Source organism: Streptomyces sp. NPDC002499 (assembly GCF_053595415.1).
The window spans coordinates 1-22069 of sequence record NZ_JBSFXO010000007.1 but is presented as its reverse complement, the minus strand read 5'-3'; the positions used below and the strand labels follow the sequence as shown (position 1 = coordinate 22069).

General features: G+C 70.8%; 17 protein-coding genes and 1 rRNA gene. 7 read left to right on the top strand and 11 right to left on the bottom strand.

The window, feature by feature from the left end; translation table 11 throughout:
- Positions 1 to 22: 22 nt before the first annotated feature.
- Positions 23 to 904 carry a 3-keto-5-aminohexanoate cleavage protein gene (locus ACWD5F_RS20180; RefSeq protein WP_451256027.1) on the bottom strand — a complete coding sequence of 294 codons (882 nt, stop codon included), beginning with the start codon at positions 902 to 904 and terminating at the stop codon, positions 23 to 25.
- Positions 905 to 1018: 114 nt separating this feature from the next.
- On the bottom strand, positions 1019 to 1804 hold the full coding sequence (locus ACWD5F_RS20175) for an IclR family transcriptional regulator (protein WP_451256025.1): 786 nt from the start codon (positions 1802 to 1804) through the stop codon (positions 1019 to 1021).
- Between the two features lie 272 nt (positions 1805 to 2076).
- Here ACWD5F_RS20175 and ACWD5F_RS20170 point away from each other — a divergent pair, with 272 nt between their 5' ends.
- Positions 2077 to 2682: a GTP-binding protein gene (locus tag ACWD5F_RS20170; protein ID WP_401725550.1), complete on the top strand. Its 606-nt coding sequence runs from the start codon at positions 2077 to 2079 to the stop codon at positions 2680 to 2682.
- Between the two features lie 136 nt (positions 2683 to 2818).
- On the opposite strand, the gene glpK is transcribed toward ACWD5F_RS20170, so the two are convergent.
- From glpK to ACWD5F_RS20145, 5 genes are all read right to left on the bottom strand, one after another.
- Positions 2819 to 4330 (bottom strand): glycerol kinase GlpK, encoded by a 1512-nt coding sequence (gene glpK, locus ACWD5F_RS20165; protein ID WP_401725552.1) that lies wholly within the window; start codon positions 4328 to 4330, stop codon positions 2819 to 2821.
- 145 nt (positions 4331 to 4475) lie between these two features.
- Positions 4476 to 5201 carry an MIP/aquaporin family protein gene (locus ACWD5F_RS20160; protein WP_450355759.1) on the bottom strand — a complete coding sequence of 242 codons (726 nt, stop codon included), beginning with the start codon at positions 5199 to 5201 and terminating at the stop codon, positions 4476 to 4478.
- A 643-nt stretch (positions 5202 to 5844) separates the two neighbouring features.
- Positions 5845 to 7497, bottom strand: a complete 1653-nt coding sequence (locus ACWD5F_RS20155) for an EAL domain-containing protein (protein ID WP_451256022.1) — start codon at positions 7495 to 7497, stop codon at positions 5845 to 5847.
- A gap of 275 nt (positions 7498 to 7772) precedes the next feature.
- A complete protein-coding gene (locus ACWD5F_RS20150; protein ID WP_451256021.1) occupies positions 7773 to 8963 on the bottom strand; it encodes a lipid-transfer protein in 1191 nt (396 codons plus the stop codon).
- Entirely contained in the window at positions 8960 to 9385 is a 426-nt protein-coding gene (locus ACWD5F_RS20145; RefSeq protein ID WP_451256019.1) for a Zn-ribbon domain-containing OB-fold protein, read from the bottom strand. Before ACWD5F_RS20145 ends, ACWD5F_RS20150 begins: the two co-directional genes overlap by 4 nt.
- 244 nt (positions 9386 to 9629) lie before the next feature.
- On the opposite strand from ACWD5F_RS20145, the gene ACWD5F_RS20140 reads away from it, so the two are divergent.
- Positions 9630 to 10439 carry a M15 family metallopeptidase gene (locus ACWD5F_RS20140; protein WP_451256017.1) on the top strand — a complete coding sequence of 270 codons (810 nt, stop codon included), beginning with the start codon at positions 9630 to 9632 and terminating at the stop codon, positions 10437 to 10439.
- Positions 10440 to 10486: 47 nt separating this feature from the next.
- Complete coding sequence (locus ACWD5F_RS20135) at positions 10487 to 11023, top strand: NUDIX domain-containing protein (RefSeq protein ID WP_451256016.1); 537 nt, start codon at positions 10487 to 10489, stop codon at positions 11021 to 11023.
- A gap of 2 nt (positions 11024 to 11025) precedes the next feature.
- Here the strand turns inward: ACWD5F_RS20135 and ACWD5F_RS20130 are convergent, their stop codons facing one another.
- Positions 11026 to 13392: a glycoside hydrolase family 31 protein gene (locus tag ACWD5F_RS20130; protein ID WP_451256014.1), complete on the bottom strand. Its 2367-nt coding sequence runs from the start codon at positions 13390 to 13392 to the stop codon at positions 11026 to 11028.
- A gap of 213 nt (positions 13393 to 13605) precedes the next feature.
- Between ACWD5F_RS20130 and ACWD5F_RS20125 the strand changes: the two genes are divergently transcribed.
- On the top strand, positions 13606 to 15582 hold the full coding sequence (locus ACWD5F_RS20125) for an acetoacetate--CoA ligase (RefSeq protein WP_451256012.1): 1977 nt from the start codon (positions 13606 to 13608) through the stop codon (positions 15580 to 15582).
- A 10-nt stretch (positions 15583 to 15592) separates the two neighbouring features.
- Here the strand turns inward: ACWD5F_RS20125 and ACWD5F_RS20120 are convergent, their stop codons facing one another.
- The gene (locus ACWD5F_RS20120; protein WP_451256010.1) at positions 15593 to 16912 is read right to left on the bottom strand and encodes an aminotransferase class I/II-fold pyridoxal phosphate-dependent enzyme; all 1320 of its coding nucleotides are present in this window, start codon (positions 16910 to 16912) and stop codon (positions 15593 to 15595) included.
- A 111-nt stretch (positions 16913 to 17023) separates the two neighbouring features.
- Here ACWD5F_RS20120 and ACWD5F_RS20115 point away from each other — a divergent pair, with 111 nt between their 5' ends.
- Both ACWD5F_RS20115 and ACWD5F_RS20110 read left to right on the top strand, forming a co-directional pair.
- Positions 17024 to 18232 (top strand): MFS transporter, encoded by a 1209-nt coding sequence (locus ACWD5F_RS20115; RefSeq protein ID WP_451256008.1) that lies wholly within the window; start codon positions 17024 to 17026, stop codon positions 18230 to 18232.
- 22 nt (positions 18233 to 18254) lie between these two features.
- Positions 18255 to 19145, top strand: a complete 891-nt coding sequence (locus tag ACWD5F_RS20110) for a hypothetical protein (RefSeq protein WP_451256006.1) — start codon at positions 18255 to 18257, stop codon at positions 19143 to 19145.
- 72 nt (positions 19146 to 19217) lie between these two features.
- Here the strand turns inward: ACWD5F_RS20110 and ptsP are convergent, their stop codons facing one another.
- Both ptsP and ACWD5F_RS20100 read right to left on the bottom strand, forming a co-directional pair.
- Entirely contained in the window at positions 19218 to 20888 is a 1671-nt protein-coding gene (ptsP, locus tag ACWD5F_RS20105; RefSeq protein ID WP_401725582.1) for a phosphoenolpyruvate--protein phosphotransferase, read from the bottom strand.
- Between the two features lie 78 nt (positions 20889 to 20966).
- On the bottom strand, positions 20967 to 21416 hold the full coding sequence (locus ACWD5F_RS20100) for a PTS sugar transporter subunit IIA (RefSeq protein WP_451256003.1): 450 nt from the start codon (positions 21414 to 21416) through the stop codon (positions 20967 to 20969).
- Between the two features lie 561 nt (positions 21417 to 21977).
- Here ACWD5F_RS20100 and ACWD5F_RS20095 point away from each other — a divergent pair.
- Positions 21978 to 22069 (top strand): 16S ribosomal RNA (locus ACWD5F_RS20095); the annotation flags it as partial.

Sequence of the window (22069 nt, the reverse complement as noted above, 5' to 3'; positions counted from 1 at the left end):
GTCGAGTGCGTGGAGGGATCCGTCACCGCTTCAGGCCCCACTTGACTCGCGCCTCGTCCGGCGTGGCGACCCTCGCCCCGAGCGCCTCGACGATCGTCACCGCCCGCTCCACCAACTGCGCGTTGGTCGCCTTGACGCCCTTGCCGAGATAGAGGTTGTCCTCCAGGCCCACGCGCACATGACCGCCGAGCAGGATCGACTGCGCCACCCACGGCATCTGCATCCGGCCCAGCGCGAAGCTGGCCCACTGGGCGCCCTCCGGCAGGAAGTTGACCATCGACTGGAGCACGCCGGGATCCGCGGGCGCACCCCACGGCACGCCCATGCACAGCTGGAACACGGTCGGCTCGTCCAGCAGCCCCTCCGCCAGCAACTGCTTGGCGAACCACAGGTGTCCGGTGTCGAAGATCTCCAACTCGGGCCGCACGCCCAGCTCCTGGATCCGCCGGGCCCCGGTGCGCAGCATGTCCGGCGTGGAGACGTAAAGGCCGGACCCGTCACCGAAGTTGAGGGAACCGCAGTCCAGGGTGCAGATGTCGGGCAGCAGATCCTCGACGTGCGGAAGCCGTTCGAGGCCGCCGACGAGGTCCGTGCCGGGCAGGTGCCTCAGCGGTTCCTCGGGGTCGACGACCAGGTCACCGCCCATGCCGGCGGTGAGGTTGATGACGACGTCGGTGCCGGTCTCCTTGATGCGCTCGACGACCTCGCGGTACAGGCGCGGATCCCGCGAGGGCGCCCCGGTTTCGGGATCCCGTACGTGGATGTGGACCGCGGCGGCACCGGCCTCGGCGGCCTGCACGGCGGACGCGGCGATCTGCTCGGGGGTGACGGGCACGTGCGCGCTCTTGCGTACGGTGTCGCCGGCGCCGGTGAGGGCGCAGGTGATGATGACGTCCTGGTTCATGAGGCGCGGGTTCCTCTCTTTGCTGCTCACATGGTGAACAACCGTCGCACCATACGAACATGCGGCGCAGGACGTCGTACGGTCAAGACCGCCTCCGTCGGGACCGTCGGCGCCCTATGCGGCCCGCACCGCCCCCGCGATCTCGTCCGCCGCGCCCCGAGCGAGCACCCCCAGGTCCGCGAACCGCGATTCGGGCACCCGGTCCCGCGGCCCCCAGATGCTGACGATCGCGAACGGCCGCGCGCGGCTGCCGAGCACCGGCGCGGAGACCCCGTACAGATTCCGCTCCATCTCGCCGACGCAGACGCTGTATCCGCGTTCCCGCGTCCGCGCCAACTCCGCCGCCAGCCGGCCCCGGTCCGTGACCGTGGTGTCCGTGAACGCCGTGAGCGGCTCGGCCAGCAGGGACTCGGCCTCCTCCGGGGGCAGCCAGGCCAGCAGTGCCTTGCCCGTCGAGGTGGCGTGCAACGGCACTTGGCGGCCTAGCCACTTGGCGCTCAGCACGACCGGTGGCGTCACCTCGTCGATGTACGTCAGGCCCAACTGCCGTACCACCGCGAGGTTGGCGGTCTCGCCGGTCTGCTCGCTGACCCGGCTCAGCGTGCCGTGCGCCCGGCGGATCAGCCCGTCGAAGCCGGCCACCGACGCCATCCGGGCCACCGCGAAGCCGACCGTGTAGCGGTTGCTGACCGGGCTGCGCTCCACCAGCCCGTGCTGCTCCAGCGTGGCCAACAGCCGCCAGGCCGTGGCGCGGTTGATCCCGCAGCGCGCCGCCAGGTTGGCCGCCGTGTCGCCGTCCGGCGAACAGTCGGCGGTCGCCTCCAGCAGCGTGATGGCCCGCTCCAACGACTGGACGCGGCCCGCGGATCCGTCGCCGGGCCGGGGCTTCGACGTATCCATCGTCCTTGGCTCCTGGTGATCGCGTCCTGAGGAACTGCCTGACTGCCACCTCCAGCTTCTCATCATCCGTGTGGCCGCCGCGTGTTGTGAACATCCACGATGTCCTCGTCGGCAGGTACGGACCGGGCGTCGAGGCGGCGCGACCGATATGATCTGACCGATCGTCGACACCTCTCTGCGGCAAGTCGGCCACCCGCCTGCGGAGATGGTTCCGAACAGTGCGATCGGGGAGCCGGACGCAGACTCCCCCCACCCAGCAGGAGAAGAGAACGATGATGTTCGGGCGTACTGAGCGAGGCAAGCCGCCGGTCGAGCCGGTCACGCTCAAGATCCTGGTGGCCGGTGGCTTCGGCGTGGGCAAGACGACCCTGGTGGGCGCGGTCAGCGAGATCAGGCCGCTGCGCACCGAGGAGTTGCTCACCGAGGCCGGCCGGCCGATCGACGACACCAGCGGGGTGGAGGGCAAGCACACCACCACCGTGGCCATGGACTTCGGCCGCATCACACTCCGCGAGAACCTGGTGCTGTACCTGTTCGGAACGCCCGGGCAGGAACGGTTCTGGTTCATGTGGGACGAGCTCTCCGAGGGCGCGCTCGGCGCCGTCGTGCTCGCCGACACGCGCCGCCTGGAGGACTGCTTCGCCGCCGTCGACTACTTCGAGCGGCGCTCCATACCCTTCGTCGTCGGCGTCAACTGCTTCGAGGGCAGCGCCCGTTACCCCGAGCAGTCCGTCCGCCAGGCCCTCGACCTCGACGAGGACGTGCCGCTCGTCCTGTGCGACGCGCGCGACCGTACGTCCGTCAAGGAGGTGCTGATCGGGGTCGTCCAGCACGCCATGGCGCTTGCGGCCGAGCGCCGCAAGACCGTCACCACCTGACGCCGCCGCCCGCCTAGGCGGCCACCACCCCGGACGCACGGGCACGGCCCGTACCCTCGCCGACCGGGGTACGGGCCGCAGCTCCGTCGGCAGGCACGCGTGCGTGTGTCCCGTCGCAACGCACGCGTGCGCGTGCCTAGTTGTCGCCGCCCTCCTCCCAGGCGAAGCTCTTCTCCACCGCCTTGCGCCAGTTGTGGTACTCGCGGTCGCGGACCGACGCCTCCATGGAGGGCGTCCACTCCACGTCCTTCTGCCAGTGGGCCTTGAGTTCGTCGAGGTCGTTCCAGACGCCGGTGGCGAGCCCGGCCGCGTACGCGGCGCCGAGACAGGTCGTCTCGGAGACCTTGGGGCGGACCACCGGCACGTCGAGCACGTCCGCCTGATGCTGCATCAGGAGGTTGTTCTTGGTCATGCCGCCGTCCACCTTCAGGGTGGTGATCTGCACCCCGGAGTCCTGGTACATGGCGTCCACGACCTCACGCGTCTGCCAGCTCGTCGCCTCCAGCACGGCCCGCGCGAGGTGCGCCTTGGTGACGTACCGCGTCAGACCGGTGATCACCCCGCGCGCGTCGGACCGCCAGTACGGCGCGAACAGGCCGGAGAACGCGGGCACGATGTAGGCGCCGCCGTTGTCGTCGACGCTCGCGGCCAGCGGCTCGATGTCGTCGGCGGCGCGGATGATGCCCAGTTGGTCGCGGAACCACTGGACCAGGGCGCCCGTGATGGCGATCGACCCCTCGAGGCAGTAGACCGCCGCCTGGTCGCCGATCTTGTAACCCATCGTCGTCAGCAGCCCGTTCTTCGACGGCACGGGCCGGTTGCCGGTGTTGAGCAGCAGGAAACTGCCCGTGCCGTACGTGTTCTTGGCCGTGCCCACGTCGTAGCAGGCCTGTCCGAAGATGGCGGCCTGCTGGTCGCCGAGGGCCGACGCGACGGGCACACCGGCCAGTTGGCCCCTGGCGGTGCCGTAGGTCTCGGCCGAGGACCTGATCTCCGGGAGGATCGCCTCGGGGATGTTCATCGCGGACAGGATGGACTGGTCCCACTGGAGGGTCTCCAGGTTCATCAGCATGGTGCGCCCGGCGTTGGTCACGTCGGTGACGTGCCTGCCGCCGTCGGTGCCGCCGGTGAGGTTCCAGATCAGCCAGGAGTCGATGGTCCCGAAGGCGATCTCGCCGTTCTCGGCGCGGGTCCTGAGGCCGGGCACGTTGTCGAGCAGCCAGGCCGCCTTGGGCCCTGCGAAGTAGGTGGCCAGCGGCAGGCCGGTCTGCTCGCGGAAGCGGTCCTGCCCGTCCGTACCGGCGAGTTGCTCGCACAGGGCCGCGGTGCGCATGTCCTGCCACACGATGGCGTTGTGCACGGGCTTGCCCGTCGCGCGGTCCCACAGGACCGTGGTCTCGCGTTGGTTGGTGATGCCGAGCGCGCTGAGCTGGTCGGCGCGCAGCCCGGCCTTGGCGATCGCCCCGGCGACCACGGCCTGCACCTTCGACCAGATCTCGGTGGCGTCGTGCTCCACCCAGCCCGGCTTGGGGAAGATCTGGCGGTGTTCGCGCTGGTCGACGGCGACGATCGCGCCGTCCTGGTTGAAGACGATGCAGCGGCTGGAGGTCGTGCCCTGGTCGATGGCGGCGACGAACTTGTCCGTCATGACGTCCCCTTCGTCGTGTACTTCGGAAGGCTGCTCTGGAGGATCGGGAGGCGGCTGCGGGTGGCAGTCGGCTGCGGGTGGGAGGACGGCTGCGGGTTCGGAGGGCGGCGCGGCCCTCCGAACCGGATCGGAAAGCGGAGAAAGCTCAGAAAGCGACGTTGAAGATGAGCCCGGCGAGCGCTCCGCCGATCAGCGGTCCCACCACCGGGATCCACGAGTAACCCCAGTCCGAGGTGCCCTTGTTGGGGATCGGGAGCAGGGCGTGGACGATACGGGGGCCCAGGTCACGGGCCGGGTTGATGGCGTAGCCGGTCGGCCCGCCGAGGGACAGACCGATGCCGACCACCAGGAACGAGACGACCAGGACCGCCGTGCCGGACTCGCCGAGCCCCTTCGTCAGCCCGAAGGCCAGGATGGGCAGGACCAGCGCGATGGTCGCGATGATCTCGGTGATGAGGTTCGCCACGGGATTGCGGATCGTCGGGGTGGTGGAGAAGATCCCGAGCGTCGGCTGCGCCATCTCCTCCTCGGCGTTCGCCTGGAACTGCGCGAGGTAGACCAGCCAGCACAGGACCGCGCCGAGCATGGCGCCGACCATCTGCCCGGCTATGTAGAGCGGGACCTTGTCCCACTTCCCGGTGTCGATGGCGATGCCGATGGTCACGGCCGGATTGAGCTGTCCGCCGGACAGTGGTGCGGCGGTGTACGCGCCGGCCATCACGCCGAAACCCCAGCCGAACGCGATGACGATCCAGCCGCCGTCCTTCGCCTTGGAGTAGTTCAGTACGACGGCGGCGACCACACCGGCGCCGAACAGGATCAGGATCGCGGTACCGATGACTTCGCCGAGAAAGATGTCTCCGTTGCTCATGGCGGCTCCTAGGACCTGGCCCGGGGGCCTGTCGACCCCGGTCCTGCGTGCAGGGTGCGTTTCCCATGGCGACTTCAGCCGAAGGCAGGGAAGACCCGCGCCCCGCTCGGCGTCCGTGACGAGCGTGCCGTCCTGGCCGAATCGCGCTGGGGAGTGGGCCAGGTGCTCAGGCGGGGCCCGCGGCGCAGTGCGTGGATACGCCGTGTATGTACGGCGATGTCGACCGACAACGGGAAGTGTTCACCGGCACCCAGAGAGCGTCAAGGTCGCGGACGTGAACGATGACAGGGGAGAGACGGCGGTTCCACCCTGCGAGGGCGAGCCGACCTCCGCCGGGCCTCTGTCGGCCGAGAGGAGGGGAGGTCGCTCGCGGGCTCGGCCCGCCAAGCCGAGCCGACCTCTGCCGAGCTCTTTCGGCCGAGAGGAGAGGGCAGTCCCTACCGGACTCCGCCCTGCGAGGGGGAGCCGACCTCCGCCGGGTTCCGCCGCCCGAGAGCGGGGGGAATGCCTTGCGGGCTCCGCCTGCCGAGGGGGAGCCGACCTCTCTCGGGCTCCGCCGGTCGAGAGGAGAGGGGCAGTCCCTCCCGGGCTCCGCTCGCCGAGGGGTGCCAGCCCCCTTCCGGCCTCCGCCAGCCGAAGGGTGTCACCCCCTTCCCGGCTCCGCCACCGCGCACCCCGCCTGCGCAGGCGCTGCCCCCGAGCCGCGCAGGATCTCGTGACCGGGCAGCCCCGCCCGGCCCAGCACCCAACTCGCCCCGTACAGCGCCTTCGCGGCCTGCTTCAGTGGCGCCAGACAGGCGGCGGCCTGCCGGTGGTCGCTCACACTGCCCGGCGGGCACAGGACCGTGGCCAGCGACAACGTGACGGGACGCCCGCCGGCCGACCAGGGCGTGTCCAGCACCGAGACGGCCAGCGGATCCAGGCCCTGCGGGTCGGCGAGCACCAGGAAGTCGTCCCCGCCGATGTGGCCCACCCGGGTGCTCCCGGACGCCGCGTGCTGCAACGCCCGCCCCACCGACCGGATCAGCTCGTCGCCCGCCGCGAACCCGGCCCCGTCGTTGACCTGTTTGAAGTGGTCCACATCCAGCCAACTCAGCGCGAACGTCCGCCCGTCCGCGATCCGCCGGTCCACCTCTCCGGTGATCGCGTCCGAACCGGGCAGCCGCGTCAGCGGATTGAGCCCGGCCGCCTCCTCGACCCGGCTCTCGGCCAACGCCCGTACGAGATCGGCGAGTCGTACGACGCCCAGGCACCGCCCGTAGTGGTCGACGACCGCCACGTCGTCCGAGGTGCGGTCCCGGTCGCCCACGGCGAGCACGTCCAGGACCTCCCACGCGGTGGCGTCGACCCCCACCGTCCGCGGCGGATCACCCAGCTTCGCGGCGGGCCGGTCGGCGTAGAGCGCGTGTCCGTAGCGCCCTGACATCGACAGCAGGAAGCGCGAGCGGTGCACCGATCGCACCGGGACCCCGTTCCTGTCCACGAGGAGCACCCCGGACACCTCCGGCGAACCGGTCAGCAGCGCCCGCACCTGACCGGCCGACGCGGTCGCGGGCAACAGGGCGGCGGGCCGCACGAACTCCCGTACCGACGGGCCCGACTTCGGCATCGCCACGGCGTCGGGCGGACGGGGCGGAACGTATACGTCCGCGACCGGCAGCCGCGACGGCGGCGCGAACAGCTCGCCCTGCGCCAGCTGCGCGCCGGCCGCCAGCGCCGCCGCGTACTGCCCTTCCGTCTCCACGCCCTCCACCGACAGCAGCGCCCCCAACTCCTCGCACAGCGTCCGCATCGCCCGCACCGCCGCGGGCCGCAGCAGCAGCGACGCGTCGAGCTTCACCAGGTCGGGCGCCATGTCGGTGAGCAGCCGCAGCGGTACGTCGCCGTCCCCGATGCCGTCCGCGCTGATCCGGAAGCCCTGCTCCCGCAACGCTCCCACGGCCTCCAGGAGGGCCTGTTGGGGCACGTGCGTGTAGGGCGGCCCGATGTCGACGGTGACCTCCCAGGGCAGCCGTCCCGCCGCTCGCACGGCGTCGTGCAGGGGAGTGAGGCCGCCGAGGTCGGCGAGAGTACCGGCGAACACGTTCACGTGCAGCGGCAGCAGCGTCTCCCGACGCGCGGCGGCCCGCACCGCCAATACGGCCAGCCTGCCGTCGAGTTCGGGGTCCCGGCGGGCCTCGGCCAGGACGTCGCCGCTCTCCGGCCGGGCGAGTATCTCCAGCCCCGCGACCCCTCCGGTGGTCAGATTGACCACCGGTTGGAAGGCGAAGCGGAGAGTATCCGTCCAGGAGCGCACGGCAGCATGATGACTCCACCGGCGCACGCCCAGGGCCAGTTCATAAGACGTTCACGCAGGATTCCGGGCAGGTCACACAGCGTGGGAGCGAGGGCTTCCACCGTCCGGCACTACCGCGTCCCAGCCGGTGGACGCGGCCGACTCTCGGATCACCGACGCGGCTCGGTCCCTGATCGCCGACGCCGTCGACTGCCCGACCGCGACTCCAGCCGGCCCTCCGCCCGTGAACGCAGCCGAGGCGTCACCGCAGCCGACGCGTCACCGCGGCCCACGCGTCACCGCACCGCGATCACCGCCGACCCATGCCCGAACAGCCCCTGGTTCGCGGAGATCCCCACCCGCGCCCCCGCGACCTGCCGATCACCCGCCTCCTCCCGCAACTGCCGGACCAGCTCACACACTTGGGCTATCGCCTGCGCAGGAACCGCCTCCCCGAAAGACGCCAGCCCACCGCTCACGTTCACCGGTATGCGCCCGCCGTGACTCGTCGCGCCTTCCCGGAGCAGCTTCGCGCCCTCACCCTCCGCGCAGAGCCCCAGATCCTCGTACCACTGCAACTCCAGTGCGGTGGACAGGTCGTAGACCTCGGCGACGGAGAGGTCCTCGGGGCCGATGCCCGCCTCCTCGTAGGCCGCCCGGGCGATCGACGCCCGGAACGTCTCCGCCGCCGGCTCCACCGCCACCGCGGAGTCCGTCGCGATGTCCGGCAGGTCAAGCACGGTGCTCGGGTAGGTCGGCGTCACCGTGGACACCGACCGGATCCGCACCGGATCCGGCCGCCCGTGCCGGCGCGCGAACTCCATGCCGGACAGCACCAGGGCGGCCCCGCCGTCCGAGGTCGCGCAGATGTCGAGCAGCCGGAGCGGATCGGCGACCACCGCCGAGGCGGCGACCTCGTCGGCGGTGACCCGCTTGCGGTAGCGGGCGTTCGGATTGAGCGCGCCCATCGCCGAGTTCTTCACCTTGACCTGCGCGAAGTCCTCCGTCGTGTCCCCGTGCACGGCCATGCGGCGGCGGGCGTACAGCCCGAAGTACGTCGGATTGGTGGCGCCCAGGACGCGGAAGCGCAGCCAGTCGGGATCGTCGGGCCGGTCTCCGCCCGCCGGCCGGAAGAAGCCCTTGGGCGCCGCGTCCGCGCCCACCACCAGGACGACGTCCGCCTGGCCCGAAAGGATCTGCGCCCGCGCGGTGTTGACGGCCTGCGCTCCCGACGCGCACGCCGCGTACACGCTCGTCACCCGGGCCCCCTGCCAGCCCAGCGCCTTGGCGAAGGTCGCGCCGGCAACGTATCCCGGATAGCCGCCACGCACCGTGTCCGCGCCGACGACCGAACCGACGTCCCGCCAGTCGAGACCGGCGTCGGCGAGGGCCGCGCGCGCCGCCGTCACCCCGTACTCGACGAAGCTGTGCCCCCACTTGCCCCACGGGTGCATCCCCGCGCCCAGCACCGCCACCTCACCCGTCATGCCGTCACCCCCGTCGGCCGCCACTGCCAGGTCGTCCAGGTCGTCTCCGCGTCCTCATGGAGCACGCCCGGGACGACCTCCACCTCCATGCCCACCGTCAGTTCGGCGACGGTGACCCCGGGAGCCGCCTGTCCCAGCACCACGATCCGCTCGGCGGGCAGCTCTACCGCGATCAACGCGTACGGCTCCCACGGAAGTTCCGGGTTCGTCACATAGGGTGACGGAGGCCGGTACCGGCTGTCGGTGTACGACCAGATCCGCCCCTGGCGCGAGAGCGGGATCTCCGCCAGGTCGCCGCCCGGGCAGCCGGGATTACGGCAGTGGATGTCCTCGCGGGGGAAGAAGACCGAGGCGCAGAGCGAGCAGCGGGTGCCGAGGAGCCGGAAATCATCCCCTTCACCGGCGAACCAACCGTCGACCACAGGCGTGTGTGTACGCGACAAAATCCCTCCCCGGGCGGTCATCTGACGGATCGTCAGAATTCTGTCATGGGCACCGGAAAATTGGAGGGCGTCGGACCGAACCGATCAGGCCCTTGCGGCGTCGTCGTACGGGAGGGACGGCCGGGACCCACGGGGGTGGTTCCGGCCGTCCCTCCGTCCATTCGGGGTGACCTGCACACGATCGCCACCCGTGCGGGACGTGAACCTGATAGATGCAGGAGACATGACACGTCTCTCCAGTGCAGTACGCGGCCTGATCACCCTGCTGGCCGCCCTGCTGGCGGTGACCGCCGCCTCCGCCACCGCCCGGGCGACCACCGAGCCCAAGGCACCGAACGACTTCGTGGCCCTCAGTACCGTGGATCCGACGATCATCCAGGAGATGCGCTACTTCACCGTCCACAACTTCGTGGGCGAGCGCATCGACGGCTACCGGCAGCCGATCTGCATCCTCACCCGCCCCGCCGCCGAAGCGCTGCACCGGGCCCAGACCCAACTGCGCAGCCAGGGCTACACCCTCAAGGTCTACGACTGCTACCGGCCCCAGCGCGCCGTGGACCACTTCGTCCGCTGGGCCGAGGACCTCGACGACCAGGCGATGAAGAGCGAGTTCTACCCGAACGTCGACAAGACCCGGCTGTTCGAGGACGGCTACATCGCGGCGAAGTCCGGCCACAGCCGCGGCTCCACCATGGACCTCACGATCGTGAAGCTGCCCGCACGTCCGACCCGGCCGTACCACCCCGGAGAGCCGCTCGTGTCCTGCCTCGCGCCCAAGGACCAGCGCTTCCCGGACAACTCCGTCGACATGGGCACCGGCTTCGACTGCTTCGACACCCTCGCGCACACCCTCGACCCGCGCGTCCAGGGCCAGCAGCGCGCCAACCGGCTGCTCCTCAAGGGCACCCTGGAGAACCTCGGATTCGTGAACCTCGCCGAGGAGTGGTGGCACTACACGTTCAAGCCGGAGCCCTACCCGGACACCTATTTCGACTTCCCCGTGTCCTGGAAGTCCCTCATCAGCGGCGACTGAGCGGGCTCCCGGAGACGCCCTTCCCCCGATCGGATACAGTCCGCCGCGTGTCCGAAACCCAAGCCTCCACTTCCAACTCCGCGCCCGGTTCCCACTGTTCGAGCTGCGGAGCGCCCTTTGGGGAGGGCGTCTCCGGCTGGCCGCGCACCTGCCCGGCCTGCCGCACGGTCGCCTACCGCAACCCACTGCCGGTCGCGATCGCGCTCCAACCGGTGTACGACACCAAGGGCACGGCCCTGGTCGTCATCACCCGCACCATCGCCCCCGCGCGCGGGGGCATCGCGTTGCCCGGCGGTTACATAGACGACCGCGAGGACTGGCGGCAGGCCGTCGTGCGCGAACTCAAGGAAGAGACCGGCATCGACGCGGCGGTCCGCGAAGTGCGCCTGGTCGACGCCATGAGCTCGCCCGACGGGCACCTGCTGCTGTTCGGCCTGCTTCCGGAGCGCCCGGCCGAGGGCCTGCCGCAGTCCGCCGCCACGGACGAGACCGAGGGCTGGCACCTCCTGCGCCGGGCCGAGGAACTCGCCTTCCCGCTGCACACGTTGGGCGTGCGGGCCTTCTTCGAGGGCCGGTACATCTGAGTTCAGCTCTCCCCGAGCCCACGCACGCGTACGGGATAGGGCGGCTCACCGGCGCCGCTCTCACCCTCCCGCTCGACCACGAGGCGTCGGCCCTCCCAACGGGTCGCGTAGCGCTCCAGCTCCGGCTCGTCCCAGCCGTCGCCCGCGTCCGCCACCACCAGCCCACCGCCGGTGCGTCCCTGGGCGGGCGCCCACACCTCCAGCTCCAGACCGCCGTCGTCCCCGCGCACGGGGACGACGGCCCCAGCCCGCGCGAGCACCGGAATGCGCGACAAGGAGGCATCGACGAGCACCTGCCCCGGCCCCTCGTACGCCTTCTCCGTGACCGTGTCGTACCAGCGCCCCCGGGGCAGCTGCACCGCCCGCCGGTCCGCACCCGGATCCAGCACCGGCGCCACCAGCAGGCAGTCGCCCAGCAGGAACGCGTCCTCGCAGTCGCGCAGCGCACGGTCCTCGGGCGCGCCCCACCACAGCGGCCGTACGTAGGGCGCCCCCGTCCGCCGGGCCAGATGCGCCAGCGTCACGAAGTACGGCAGCAGCCGCCGGCGTTCGACGAGCGCCACGCGCGCGTGCTCCAGCACCTCGGCGCCGAACTCCCAGGGTTCGCGCCGCCCGGCCCGCAGACTCGCGTGCGTGCGGAACAGCGGCAGATACGCGCCGAGTTGGAACCACCGCAGATACAGCTCCGGCGAGGGACTCCCGTCGAAGCCGCCGACGTCAGGGCCGGAGTACGGCACACCGCACAGTCCGAGCCCCATCACCAGCGACAGCGAGGCCCGCAGCCCGGGCCAGCCCGTCGCCACATCGCCGGACCAGGTGCCCCCGTAGCGCTGCATGCCGGCCCACCCGGAGCGCGAGAAGACGAACGGACGCTCCTGGGGCGCCAGTTCGCGCAGCCCCTCGTAGCCGGCCCTGGCCATGGACAGGGCGTAGACGTTGTGCGCCTCGCGATGGTCCCCGCCCCTGCCCTCCAGGGAGTGCCTCGCCGACCGAGGCAGCGTCGACTCCCCGAAGGCGGCGAACGAGGTGGGTTCGTTCATGTCGTGCCAGAAACCCGCGAACCCCTGCCCGAGCCGCTCCTCATACAGACGGCCCCACCACTCACGCACACGCGCGTGCGTGAAGTCCGGGAAGACCGACTCGCCGGGCCACACCACACCGCGCACCGGCCGCCCCAGAGCGTCCCGTACGAACGCGTCCTCGGCCGTCCCGCTGTCGTACACCGCGTTGCCCGGCGCCGCTCGCACCCCCGGGTCGACGATGGACACCAGCCGGATCCCGGACCTGCGCAGCTCCTCCGCCAGCACCGGCAGCTTGGGGAAGCGCTCTCGGTCGACGGTGAACACCTGGTGCTCGTCGTAGTGGTCGATGTCCAGATGAACGGCGTCGAGCGGCAGCTCGCGCTCCTGATAGCCCGCGACGATCCTCCGAACCTCCTGCTCACTGCCGAAGCCCCAGCGCGCGTGATGGTGCCCCAGCGCCCACGCGGGCGGCAGCGCGGGCGCACCCGTCAGCGACGCCCACGCGAGCAGCACGCGCGCGGGGGTGCCCACCATCACCCAGCAGCGCAACGGACCGCCGTCCATCCGCAGCTCGCTCGACCCCGCCCGGTCGTGCCCGGAACCGGCCCCCTCCTCGCCCTCCCGCAGCGTCACCGTGCCGTCCCAGGAGGAGTCGTGGAACACCAGATGCGTGGCCGCGTCCGCCACCACGAACTGCACCGGCATCGTGATGTACAGCGGATCGTCGCCGGGACCGAACGCACGGCCCGGATCGGTGTTCCACAGGCGGTACGTCCCGTCCCGCAGCCGCGGCCCCGAGGCCCGCCCGCCGAGCCCGAAGAACCGCGCGTCCGAAGCCACCTCCGAACGCTGCATCCAGCGCGCGGTACCGCCGCCGACCGGCTCCCACCACCGCGGCGGGAGATCCCGGCGCAGGACCACACCTCCCGGCGTCTGCACCTCGACCGCGCCGTGCCGGGAGACGACGATCGTCATGCGCTCGGCGACGACCCGCCAGCCGCCGTCCTTGTCCGGCTCCAGAAGCGCCCGGGGGTCCGGTTCGGGGCAGCGGCCGGCCAGCGCGTACGACGGTTCCGGACCGGCCCCGTCCCAGCCCCAGAAGACCACCCCGCTGACCGCGACCACGATCCGCAGCTCGGAGCGAGTGAACCGGATGACACCGCCGCCGGGACCGGGCTCCGCCTCCCGCACCACCCCGGGCACCCGCGCACGCTCGGCGCCCCGCGGCGGCAGCGCGGCGGCGTCCACGCGCTGCCTGCGCCAGGCCGCCGCCACGGTACGCAACCTCCGGCCCGCTCCCGCGGAACCGACCGCCTTCACCGAACGCACCAGGTCACGACCGTCCATGCTGCTCACCCTGCCATTTACCGCTCCACGCACGCGTACCGTTCAACTTGCGTTCACCCGTGGCCGGGCAACATCTTCACGACGCGGACCGCGCGGGGCGCACCCTGGTGTAGAAGTGGATCACATGGCATCGTCCGTGTCAGCCGCGTCGCGCGCACACCCGAGCCCGTGCGCGGCCGACGCACACGACGCGCACAGTCCGGGAGCCGCCCCATGTCGACCGTGAACCCCCAGCCGCTCTGGCAGCCAGACCCGGAGCGCATCGCCGAGGCCCAGGTCACCAAGTTCCAGGCCTGGGCGGCCGAGCAGCACGGCGCCCCGGCCGAGGGCGGCTACCCGGCGCTGCACCGCTGGTCCGTCGACGAGCTGGACACCTTCTGGGAAGCCGTCGTGGAGTGGTTCGACGTACGGTTCTCGACGCCGTACGCGCGCGTACTGGGCGACCGCTCGATGCCGGGTGCCCAGTGGTTCCCCGGAGCGACCCTCAACTACGCCGAGCACGCCCTGCGCGCGAGCGCCACCCGCGCGGACGAACCCGCCCTCCTCCATGTCGACGAGACCCACGAACCGCGCCCGGTCACCTGGGCGGAGCTGCGCCGCCAGGTCGGCTCCCTGGCCGCCGAACTGCGCGCCCTCGGCGTACGCCCCGGCGACCGCGTCAGCGGCTATCTCCCGAACGTTCCGCAGGCCGTCGTCGCTTTCCTCGCCACGGCCACCGTGGGAGGCGTCTGGACCTCCTGCGCCCCCGATTTCGGCGCCCGCAGCGTCCTCGACCGCTTCCAGCAGGTGGAGCCGGTCGTCCTGTTCACCGTCGACGGCTACCGCTACGGCGGCAAGGAGCACGACCGCCGTGAGATCGTCGCCGAACTGCGCCGCGAACTGCCCACGCTGCGTGCCGTGGTCCACATCCCGCTGCTCGGCACGGACGCCCCCGAGGGCGCGCTGGAGTGGTCGGCCCTGACGAGCGCGGATGTGGAGCCCGTCTTCGAGCAGGTGCCCTTCGAGCACCCCCTGTGGGTCCTCTACTCCTCGGGGACGACCGGCCTCCCCAAGGCCATCGTCCAGTCCCAGGGCGGCATCCTGATCGAGCACCTCAAGCAGCTCGGCCTGCATTGCGACCTCGGACCGGAGGACCGCTTCTTCTGGTACACGTCGACCGGCTGGATGATGTGGAACTTCCTTGTCTCCGGCCTCCTCACCGGCACCACGATCGTGCTCTACGACGGCAGTCCCGGCTTCCCGGACACCGGCGCCCAGTGGCGCATCGCCGAGCGCACCGGGGCCACTCTCTACGGCACCTCGGCGGCCTACGTCATGGCCTGCCGCAAGGCCGGCGTGCATCCCGCGCGCGAGTTCGACCTCTCGAAGGTGAAGTGCGTCGCCACCACGGGATCACCGCTTCCGCCCGACGGATTCCGGTGGCTGCACGACGAGTTCGCGGCGAGCGGGGCCGACCTGTGGATGGCGTCCGTGAGTGGCGGCACGGACGTGTGCTCCTGCTTCGCGGGCGCCGTACCGACCCTCCCGGTGTACATCGGCGAGCTCCAGGCACCCGGTCTCGGGACGGACCTGCAGTCCTGGGACCCGAGCGGGCACCCCCTGGTCGACGAGGTCGGCGAACTGGTCGTCACCAACCCCATGCCGTCGATGCCCATCCGTTTCTGGAACGACCCCGACGGCAGCCGCTACCACGACAGTTACTTCGACACCTACCCCGGCGTATGGCGCCACGGCGACTGGATCACCGTCACCTCCCGCGGCTCGGTCGTCATCCACGGCCGCTCCGACTCGACCCTCAACCGCCAGGGCGTGCGCATGGGTTCGGCGGACATCTACGAAGCCGTCGAGCGCCTGCCCGAGATCAAGGAATCCCTCGTCATCGGCATCGAACAGCCCGACGGCGGCTACTGGATGCCACTTTTCGTGCACCTGGCACCGGGCGCGACCCTCGACGAGGCCCTCCTGGGCCGGATCAAGCAGACCATCCGCGAACAGCTCTCACCGCGCCACGTACCGGACGAGGTCATCGAAGTCCCAGGCATCCCGCACACCTTGACCGGCAAGCGCATCGAGGTCCCCATCAAGCGCCTCCTCCAGGGCACCCCGTTGGAGAAGGCGGTCAACCCGGGCTCCATCGACAACCTCGACCTGCTGCACTACTACGAGGACCTCGCCCGCAAGCGCGCCTGACGGCAGCCGGTCAACCTCCGTAGGTTGCCTCGGACTCACCGAGTACAGCGGCGAAGTCCGAGGCCAGCCGCGGCGCGTCGCCCGGCTCCAGCTCAGCGACGGAGATCCGCACCCCGGGCCCCGACGCGAGTCGGAACCGCGCCCCTGACGCGACCCACCACCCGTACGACCGCAGCCCGTTCACCACGTCCGACTCGTCCCGCACGGGCACCCACACGTTCATCCCGCTCACCCCGTGCGCCGCGATCCCGCGAAAACCGAACTCCTCGAGGAGCGCGGTTCGGCGCTCCTCGTATGTCTTCTGGGCGCGAGCCACCAACGCGCGTGTGCCGTCATCGGTCAACAGCCCGTGCACGGTCTCCTGGAGCAGATGACTGACCCAGCCGGACGTCAACAGCATCCGCCCGTCGTGCCGGGCCAGCGTGGTCGCGTCGCACGCCGCCGCAGCCCACCGCAGGTCGGTCCCCAGGAACTTGCTCACCGTCCGCACATGCACCCACCGCGACAGCCCGCCGGCGGTCAACGTGCGCAAGGGCGCACCGGCCACTGCGGACGCATGGTCGTTCTCCACGACCAGCACATCAGGCGCGTCCCGCAGCACCTCGACCAACGCGTCCCGCCGAGCCGCCGAGAAGCGGCCACCGTACGGATTCTGCGCCCGCGGACTGCACACCAACGCGCGCGCACCCGCGCGCAGCGCACCGTCCAACGCGTCGGGTCGCACACCCTCGTCGTCCACGGCCACCGGGACGCTCCGCAGCCCGAGGGCCGTGACCAGATCCAGCAAGTGGTGGTATCCGGGGTCCTCCATGGCCACGGCATCCCCCGGCCGCAGTTCCACGGAGAGCAGCCGCCCGATCAGATCCAGCGCCCCGTGCGCGAACGTCACGTGCTCCACCGGCACATCGTCGGGCCCGATCCAGTCGCGCACCGCCTCCTCCAGCCGCGCCAACCTGGGCGCGGCACGGTGCGACCGGGCACCGGGGGAGAGGCGTGACGGCGGTACGAGGGCGGGAAGCAGCGCGGGATCGGGGTGCCCGCCGGACAGATCCCGCAGCCCCGCCGGAACCTTGGGCGGTCGCCGTGACGCCACGGCGGGCTCCGCCGCCACCACCGTCCCGCCCCGCCCGCGCGTGACGACGATCCCGCGCCGCCGCAGCTCCTTGTAGGCCGTCGCGACCGTTCCGGGACTGACCCCGAGATCGTCCGCCAGCCGCCGCACCGGAGGCAGCGCGACTCCCGGGCCCAACGTGCCCTCCGCAACGCCCCGTTCGACGGACGAGGCAATCCCCTTGGCCGTCGTACCACTGATCGCATATTGTGTTGCCACGTTGCCAAGTATGTATCAGTACATAACTGGAAGCAAGGGGGAGCAGTGCATCCGATGCGCCGCGCAGCCGCATGGCCGAGCCGGATACCCGGAGGGCGCGACGGGCGCAGAATGCTCGCCATCGCCCTCGTCGACCGCATCGGCAGCGGCCTGTGGGCCTCCGTCTCCGTCCTGTACTTCACCTACGTCTCGCACCTCTCGATCGCCGAGGTCGGCACCCTCGCCGCGAGCGCCGGAGCCATCGGCATCGCCGGCGCGCCCCTGGGCGGCCGCCTCGCCGACCGCTTCCCGATCACCCGCATCCTGATCACCGTCCAACTCCTGCGTGCCCTCGCCTCCTTCGCCCTCCTCACCACCCACGAGTACGCCCTGCTGCTCGTCTACTCCGCCGTCGGCAGCCTCGGCGACCGCGCCGCGAGCATCCTCACCAGGCTCTATGCCACCCGCGTCGCAGGCCCCGACCGCGTCCGCTACCAGGCCTTCCACCGCACCGTCGCCAACGCCGGCTGGGCCCTGGGCGGCCTCACCGCCGCCGCGGCCCTCGCCCTCGGCACCACCACCGCGTACCAGTGGCTCCTCACCGGCGACGCCCTGTCCTTCCTCGGCTCCGCCCTCCTCACCCTGCGCTGCGGCGAACCCCGGACCACCTCCCGCACGGTCGCCACCTCGAAGAACCAGCCACCCACCACCAAACCGACGAACCCCTGGCGCGACCGCACCTATCTCGTCTTCGTCGCCTCCGAGACCGTCCTCTTCCTCGACGACGCCGTCTTCAAGGTCGGCCTGCCCCTGTGGATCGCCCACTCCGCCGACGCACCCCACGGACTCGCGCCCCTGCTGCTGGTCCTCAACAACGTGATGGTGGTGGCACTCCAGGTCCCCCTGGCCAGATTCGGCACGACCACAGCCGCCGCACGCACCCTCCTCGTTCCCGTGTCCATCGCCTTCGCCCTGGGCGGCGCGGCCATGGCGCTCTCGGCCACCGGCGGGATCGTCACGGCCACCCTGCTCCTCACCGCCGCGGCAGCCGCCTTCACCGTGGCCGAGATGCTCCACGCCACCGTCTCCTGGGAACTCTCCGTCGCCCTCGCCCCCACCACCGCACAGGGCGCCTACCTCGGCGTCCACGGTCTGGCCCAGTCCGCCCAACGCAGCATTGGACCACTCGCCGTGACCGCGGCCATCGCCACCGGTCCGCTCGGCTGGACAGCTTTCGGCACCGCCATCGCCCTGACCAGCCTGTTCCAGCACCGCCTGGTCCGCGAACCCCTCGCTCAGAGGCCGTTGTCAGTGCCGCCGGTTACTGTGAGTGAGCATTGATCGACCGCGCACAGGGGGAAACATGGCGCACCAGGACCACCAGACGATGCGACGCGTTCTGCGCCGCGAAATCGCGGGCACCATCGGCCTGCTGACCGACGAGTACGACTTCCGCGCCATGCGGCGCTACCGCACCTTCACCTTCGACGACCACACCACCTACCTGCGGCAGGTGGAAGCACTCCTCAAAGCCCGCGCCTCCCAGGGCAGCCACACCACCGTCGCCCTCTTCGACCCACAGGAGTACGCCGACTTCTGTACCGAAGCCGGCCTGGACCCCGACGACCCGTACAGCCGCACCCGCTTCACCGCCGAACTGGCCACGACGGGCCCGAGCCTGCCCTACGACGGACAGGCCCTGGCCGACCTCGTCCCCGCCCTCGTCGACGAAGCCGTCCGACAGGCCACCTGGGAGTACGCGTCCACACTCCTCGCCCGCCTCGGCCCCTGTGCCTCCTGCGGCGAGGACATCGGCCGAGCCGCCTTCACCCGCGCCTCCGGACTCCTCGTCCGCATCCTCGACACGGCACCGCCCGGCAACCGCCAACTCGTCTGCAGCGTCTCGGCGACCCCGGAAACCCTCGTCTCGGTCCTGCACGTGGACCAAGACGACGGCACCACGGAACTCGACGAAGCCGAGGCTCTGGAGTTCACCACCGTCCTGGCTCTCGGCATCGCCACCCAGAGCCCCGGAGGACTCGTGATGCGCACCAGCGCCCCCGGGACCGTCGACCGTGTCTACGGCTGGCGGCTGCGCGGCGAAGGCCTTCAACCCCTCACCGCCGGCGAGGTCTTCAACGCCTACTGCACCGACATCGAGTCCGGAGACCTGATCTCCCCGGAATCCGACGTCGACTACTCCCTGCCGCCCGACCTGGGCGAGGAGGAACAGCCACCGGGCCACCACCACTGACGGACACCAAAGGGGCGCCCCACCCGCAGGTGGAGCGCCCCTGAAGACCGACCGAAGAGCGAGCCGTCCCGACTACTCGCCGGACAGCACCGCCTGAGCAGCGTTGCGCGCCTCCTCGGCACTGTCCGCGGCCCGGGCCGCCGCAGCCGCGCGCTCGCACTGGGCCAGCGTGTACTTGCCCAGCGTCGTGCGGACATAGGGAATCGACGCCGCACCCATGGAGAGGGAGGTGACACCCAGACCGGTCAGCACACACGCGAGCAACGGATCGGACGCGGCCTCACCGCAGACACCGCAGCTCTTGCCCTCGGCCTTCGCCGCCTCGGCGGACAGCGCGACCAGGTCGAGCAGCGCGGGCTGCCAAGGATCCTGCAGCCGGGACACCGCGCCCACCTGCCGGTCCGCCGCGAACGTGTACTGCGCGAGGTCGTTTGTGCCGAGCGACAGGAACTCGACCTCCTGAAGGATCGACCGCGCCCGCAGAGCGGCGGACGGGATCTCCACCATCGCGCCGAACTTCGCCCGCAGACCCGCCGCACGGCAGGCGTCGGCGAACGCCTTGGCGTCCGCGCGGTCGGCCACCATCGGGGCCATGACCTCCAGGTAGACCGGGAGACCCTCGGCCGCCTGCGCGAGCGCCGTCAGCTGGGTGTTCAGCACATCGGGGTGTTCCAGCAGGGAACGCAGCCCCCGCACGCCCAGCGCGGGGTTCGGCTCGTCGGCGGGCGTGAGGAAGTCCAGCGGCTTGTCCGCGCCCGCATCCAGCACGCGCACGACGACCCGGCCCTCCGGGAACGCCTCCAGCACCTGACGGTAGGCCTCGACCTGCTTCTCCAGCGACGGCGCGTTCTTGCTGTCGTCCAGGAAGAGGAACTCCGTGCGGAACAGACCGACACCCTCGGCTCCGGCCTCGACAGCGGCCGGCACGTCCGCGGGACCGCCCACATTGGCCAGCAGCGGCACCTTGTGTCCGTCCGAGGTCGCACCCGGCCCGGTCGAGGCGGACAGCGCCGCCCTGCGCTCGGCCGCCGCGGCCTCCAACTGCGCCTTCTTCTCGGCACTTGGGTTCACGAAGATCTCGCCGGTGCTCCCGTCGACGGCGACCAGGGTCCCCTCGGCGAGCTCACCGGCCCCCGGCAACGCCACCACGGCCGGAACACCGAGCGCCCGCGCCAGAATCGCGCTGTGACTGGTCGGCCCACCCTCCTCGGTGACGAAGCCGAGCACGAGCGTCGGGTCCAGGAGAGCGGTATCGGCAGGCGCGAGATCCCGAGCGATGAGCACATACGGCTCGTCGCTGTCCGGGACACCCGGCATCGGAACCCCGAGCAGCCGGGCGACGATACGATTCCGCACGTCGTCCAGATCGGCCACCCGACCGGCGAGGTACTCACCGGCATTGGCCAACAGAGCGCGGTAGGCCGCGAAGGCGTCGTAGACAGCCCGCTCGGCCGTGCTCCCGACGGCGATCCGCCGTTCGACGTCCGCCATCAGCTCGGGGTCCTGGGCCATCATGGCCTGCGCCTCGAGCACGGCCTGGGCTTCGCCCCCTGCCAGATTGCCGCGCGCCATCAGATCGGCCGCCACAGCGTCCACGGCCTGGCGGGCGCGCCCCTGCTCACGCTCCGCGTCCTCCGTAGGAATCTGCTTGGCAGGCGGCTCCAGCACCGCCGTTCCCATGTGCCGAACCTCGCCGATCGCCACACCGTGGCTGACGCCGACGCCTCGCAGCGTTGTCTCCATCTCACCCGTCTCCGATAGTGCGGCGGGTCCCGCCGCCGCGGTGGTTGTCCTACGCGCCGTCGTACGACGGCATCGGTGTCACTGCCAGACGAAGAGACTGTCGCCGGCCTTCACGTCGCCGGTGTCACGCAGATCGGAGAGAGCCTCGGCGGTGGCCTCCAGCGCCACGACGGGGCACACCGGCGACTTGCCGGAGGCCTCGACGGCGGCCGGGTTCCACCGTACGACGCTCTGCCCGCGGGTCACGGTGTCGCCCTTGTTCACGAGCAACTCGAAGCCCTCGCCGTTGAGCTGGACGGTGTCGATGCCGAGGTGGGTGAGCACGCCGTGGCCGGTCTCGTCGACGACGACGAACGCGTGGGGGTGGAGAGAGACGATCACCCCGTCCACGGGCGCGACGGCCTCGGAAGGCTCACGCACGGGGTCGATCGCTGTACCCGGGCCGACCATGGCCCCGGAGAAGACCGGATCCGGCACTTCGGCCAGTCCGATGGCGCGTCCTGCAAGAGGGGACGTCACGGTGGTCATGGGGAGCCTCCCGGGGGCGGAGATACATACGGGTCGTCACTGCCTGTACCGGACAGCACACTGAGCAGCAGCGTATGTCATATGAAGTGCGGGTTCCGCACGAAAGGTACCAGTTAGTGGTCTAGACCACTAGTCTAATCGATTTGCACGCCGTTCCAGGCCCCATGTACAGTCGTACTCCTGCCTGACGCCGGGCGACGCTACCAAGCGCCCTGGCCTGGCAGCATCCAACTTGTCAGATCCTATCTCGGGGTCATCTCCTGCATGCCTGCAGGACGGTGGTCAGGGGGACGGAAAAACACTGATAGAGTTTGGAACACGGAAAGCGAAGCGCCCGGAGGAAAGCCCGAGAGGGTGAGTACAAAGGAAGCGGCCGTTCCTTGAGAACTCAACAGCGTGCCAAAAGTCAACGCCAGATATGTTGATACCCCGTCTCCGACCGCATCTGTGGTTGGGGCGTGGTTCCTTTGAAGAACAAAACACAGCGAGGACGCTGTGAACAGTCGGATCATTCCTCCGATTGTTCCGCTCTCGTGGTGTCATCCCGATTACGGGAGAACATTCACGGAGAGTTTGATCCTGGCTCAGGACGAACGCTGGCGGCGTGCTTAACACATGCAAGTCGAACGATGAACCACTTCGGTGGGGATTAG

Coding starts and splice junctions, on each gene's coding strand:
- ACWD5F_RS20180 (WP_451256027.1), bottom strand. CDS start 904: ATGAACCAGGACGTCATCATCACCTGCGCCCTCACCGGCGCCGGCGAC.
- ACWD5F_RS20175 (WP_451256025.1), bottom strand. CDS start 1,804: ATGGATACGTCGAAGCCCCGGCCCGGCGACGGATCCGCGGGCCGCGTC.
- ACWD5F_RS20170 (WP_401725550.1), top strand. CDS start 2,077: ATGATGTTCGGGCGTACTGAGCGAGGCAAGCCGCCGGTCGAGCCGGTC.
- glpK (WP_401725552.1), bottom strand. CDS start 4,330: ATGACGGACAAGTTCGTCGCCGCCATCGACCAGGGCACGACCTCCAGC.
- ACWD5F_RS20160 (WP_450355759.1), bottom strand. CDS start 5,201: ATGAGCAACGGAGACATCTTTCTCGGCGAAGTCATCGGTACCGCGATC.
- ACWD5F_RS20150 (WP_451256021.1), bottom strand. CDS start 8,963: ATGACGGGTGAGGTGGCGGTGCTGGGCGCGGGGATGCACCCGTGGGGC.
- ACWD5F_RS20140 (WP_451256017.1), top strand. CDS start 9,630: ATGACACGTCTCTCCAGTGCAGTACGCGGCCTGATCACCCTGCTGGCC.
- ACWD5F_RS20130 (WP_451256014.1), bottom strand. CDS start 13,392: ATGGACGGTCGTGACCTGGTGCGTTCGGTGAAGGCGGTCGGTTCCGCG.
- ACWD5F_RS20125 (WP_451256012.1), top strand. CDS start 13,606: ATGTCGACCGTGAACCCCCAGCCGCTCTGGCAGCCAGACCCGGAGCGC.
- ACWD5F_RS20115 (WP_451256008.1), top strand. CDS start 17,024: ATGCTCGCCATCGCCCTCGTCGACCGCATCGGCAGCGGCCTGTGGGCC.
- ACWD5F_RS20110 (WP_451256006.1), top strand. CDS start 18,255: ATGGCGCACCAGGACCACCAGACGATGCGACGCGTTCTGCGCCGCGAA.
- ptsP (WP_401725582.1), bottom strand. CDS start 20,888: ATGGAGACAACGCTGCGAGGCGTCGGCGTCAGCCACGGTGTGGCGATC.
- ACWD5F_RS20100 (WP_451256003.1), bottom strand. CDS start 21,416: ATGACCACCGTGACGTCCCCTCTTGCAGGACGCGCCATCGGACTGGCC.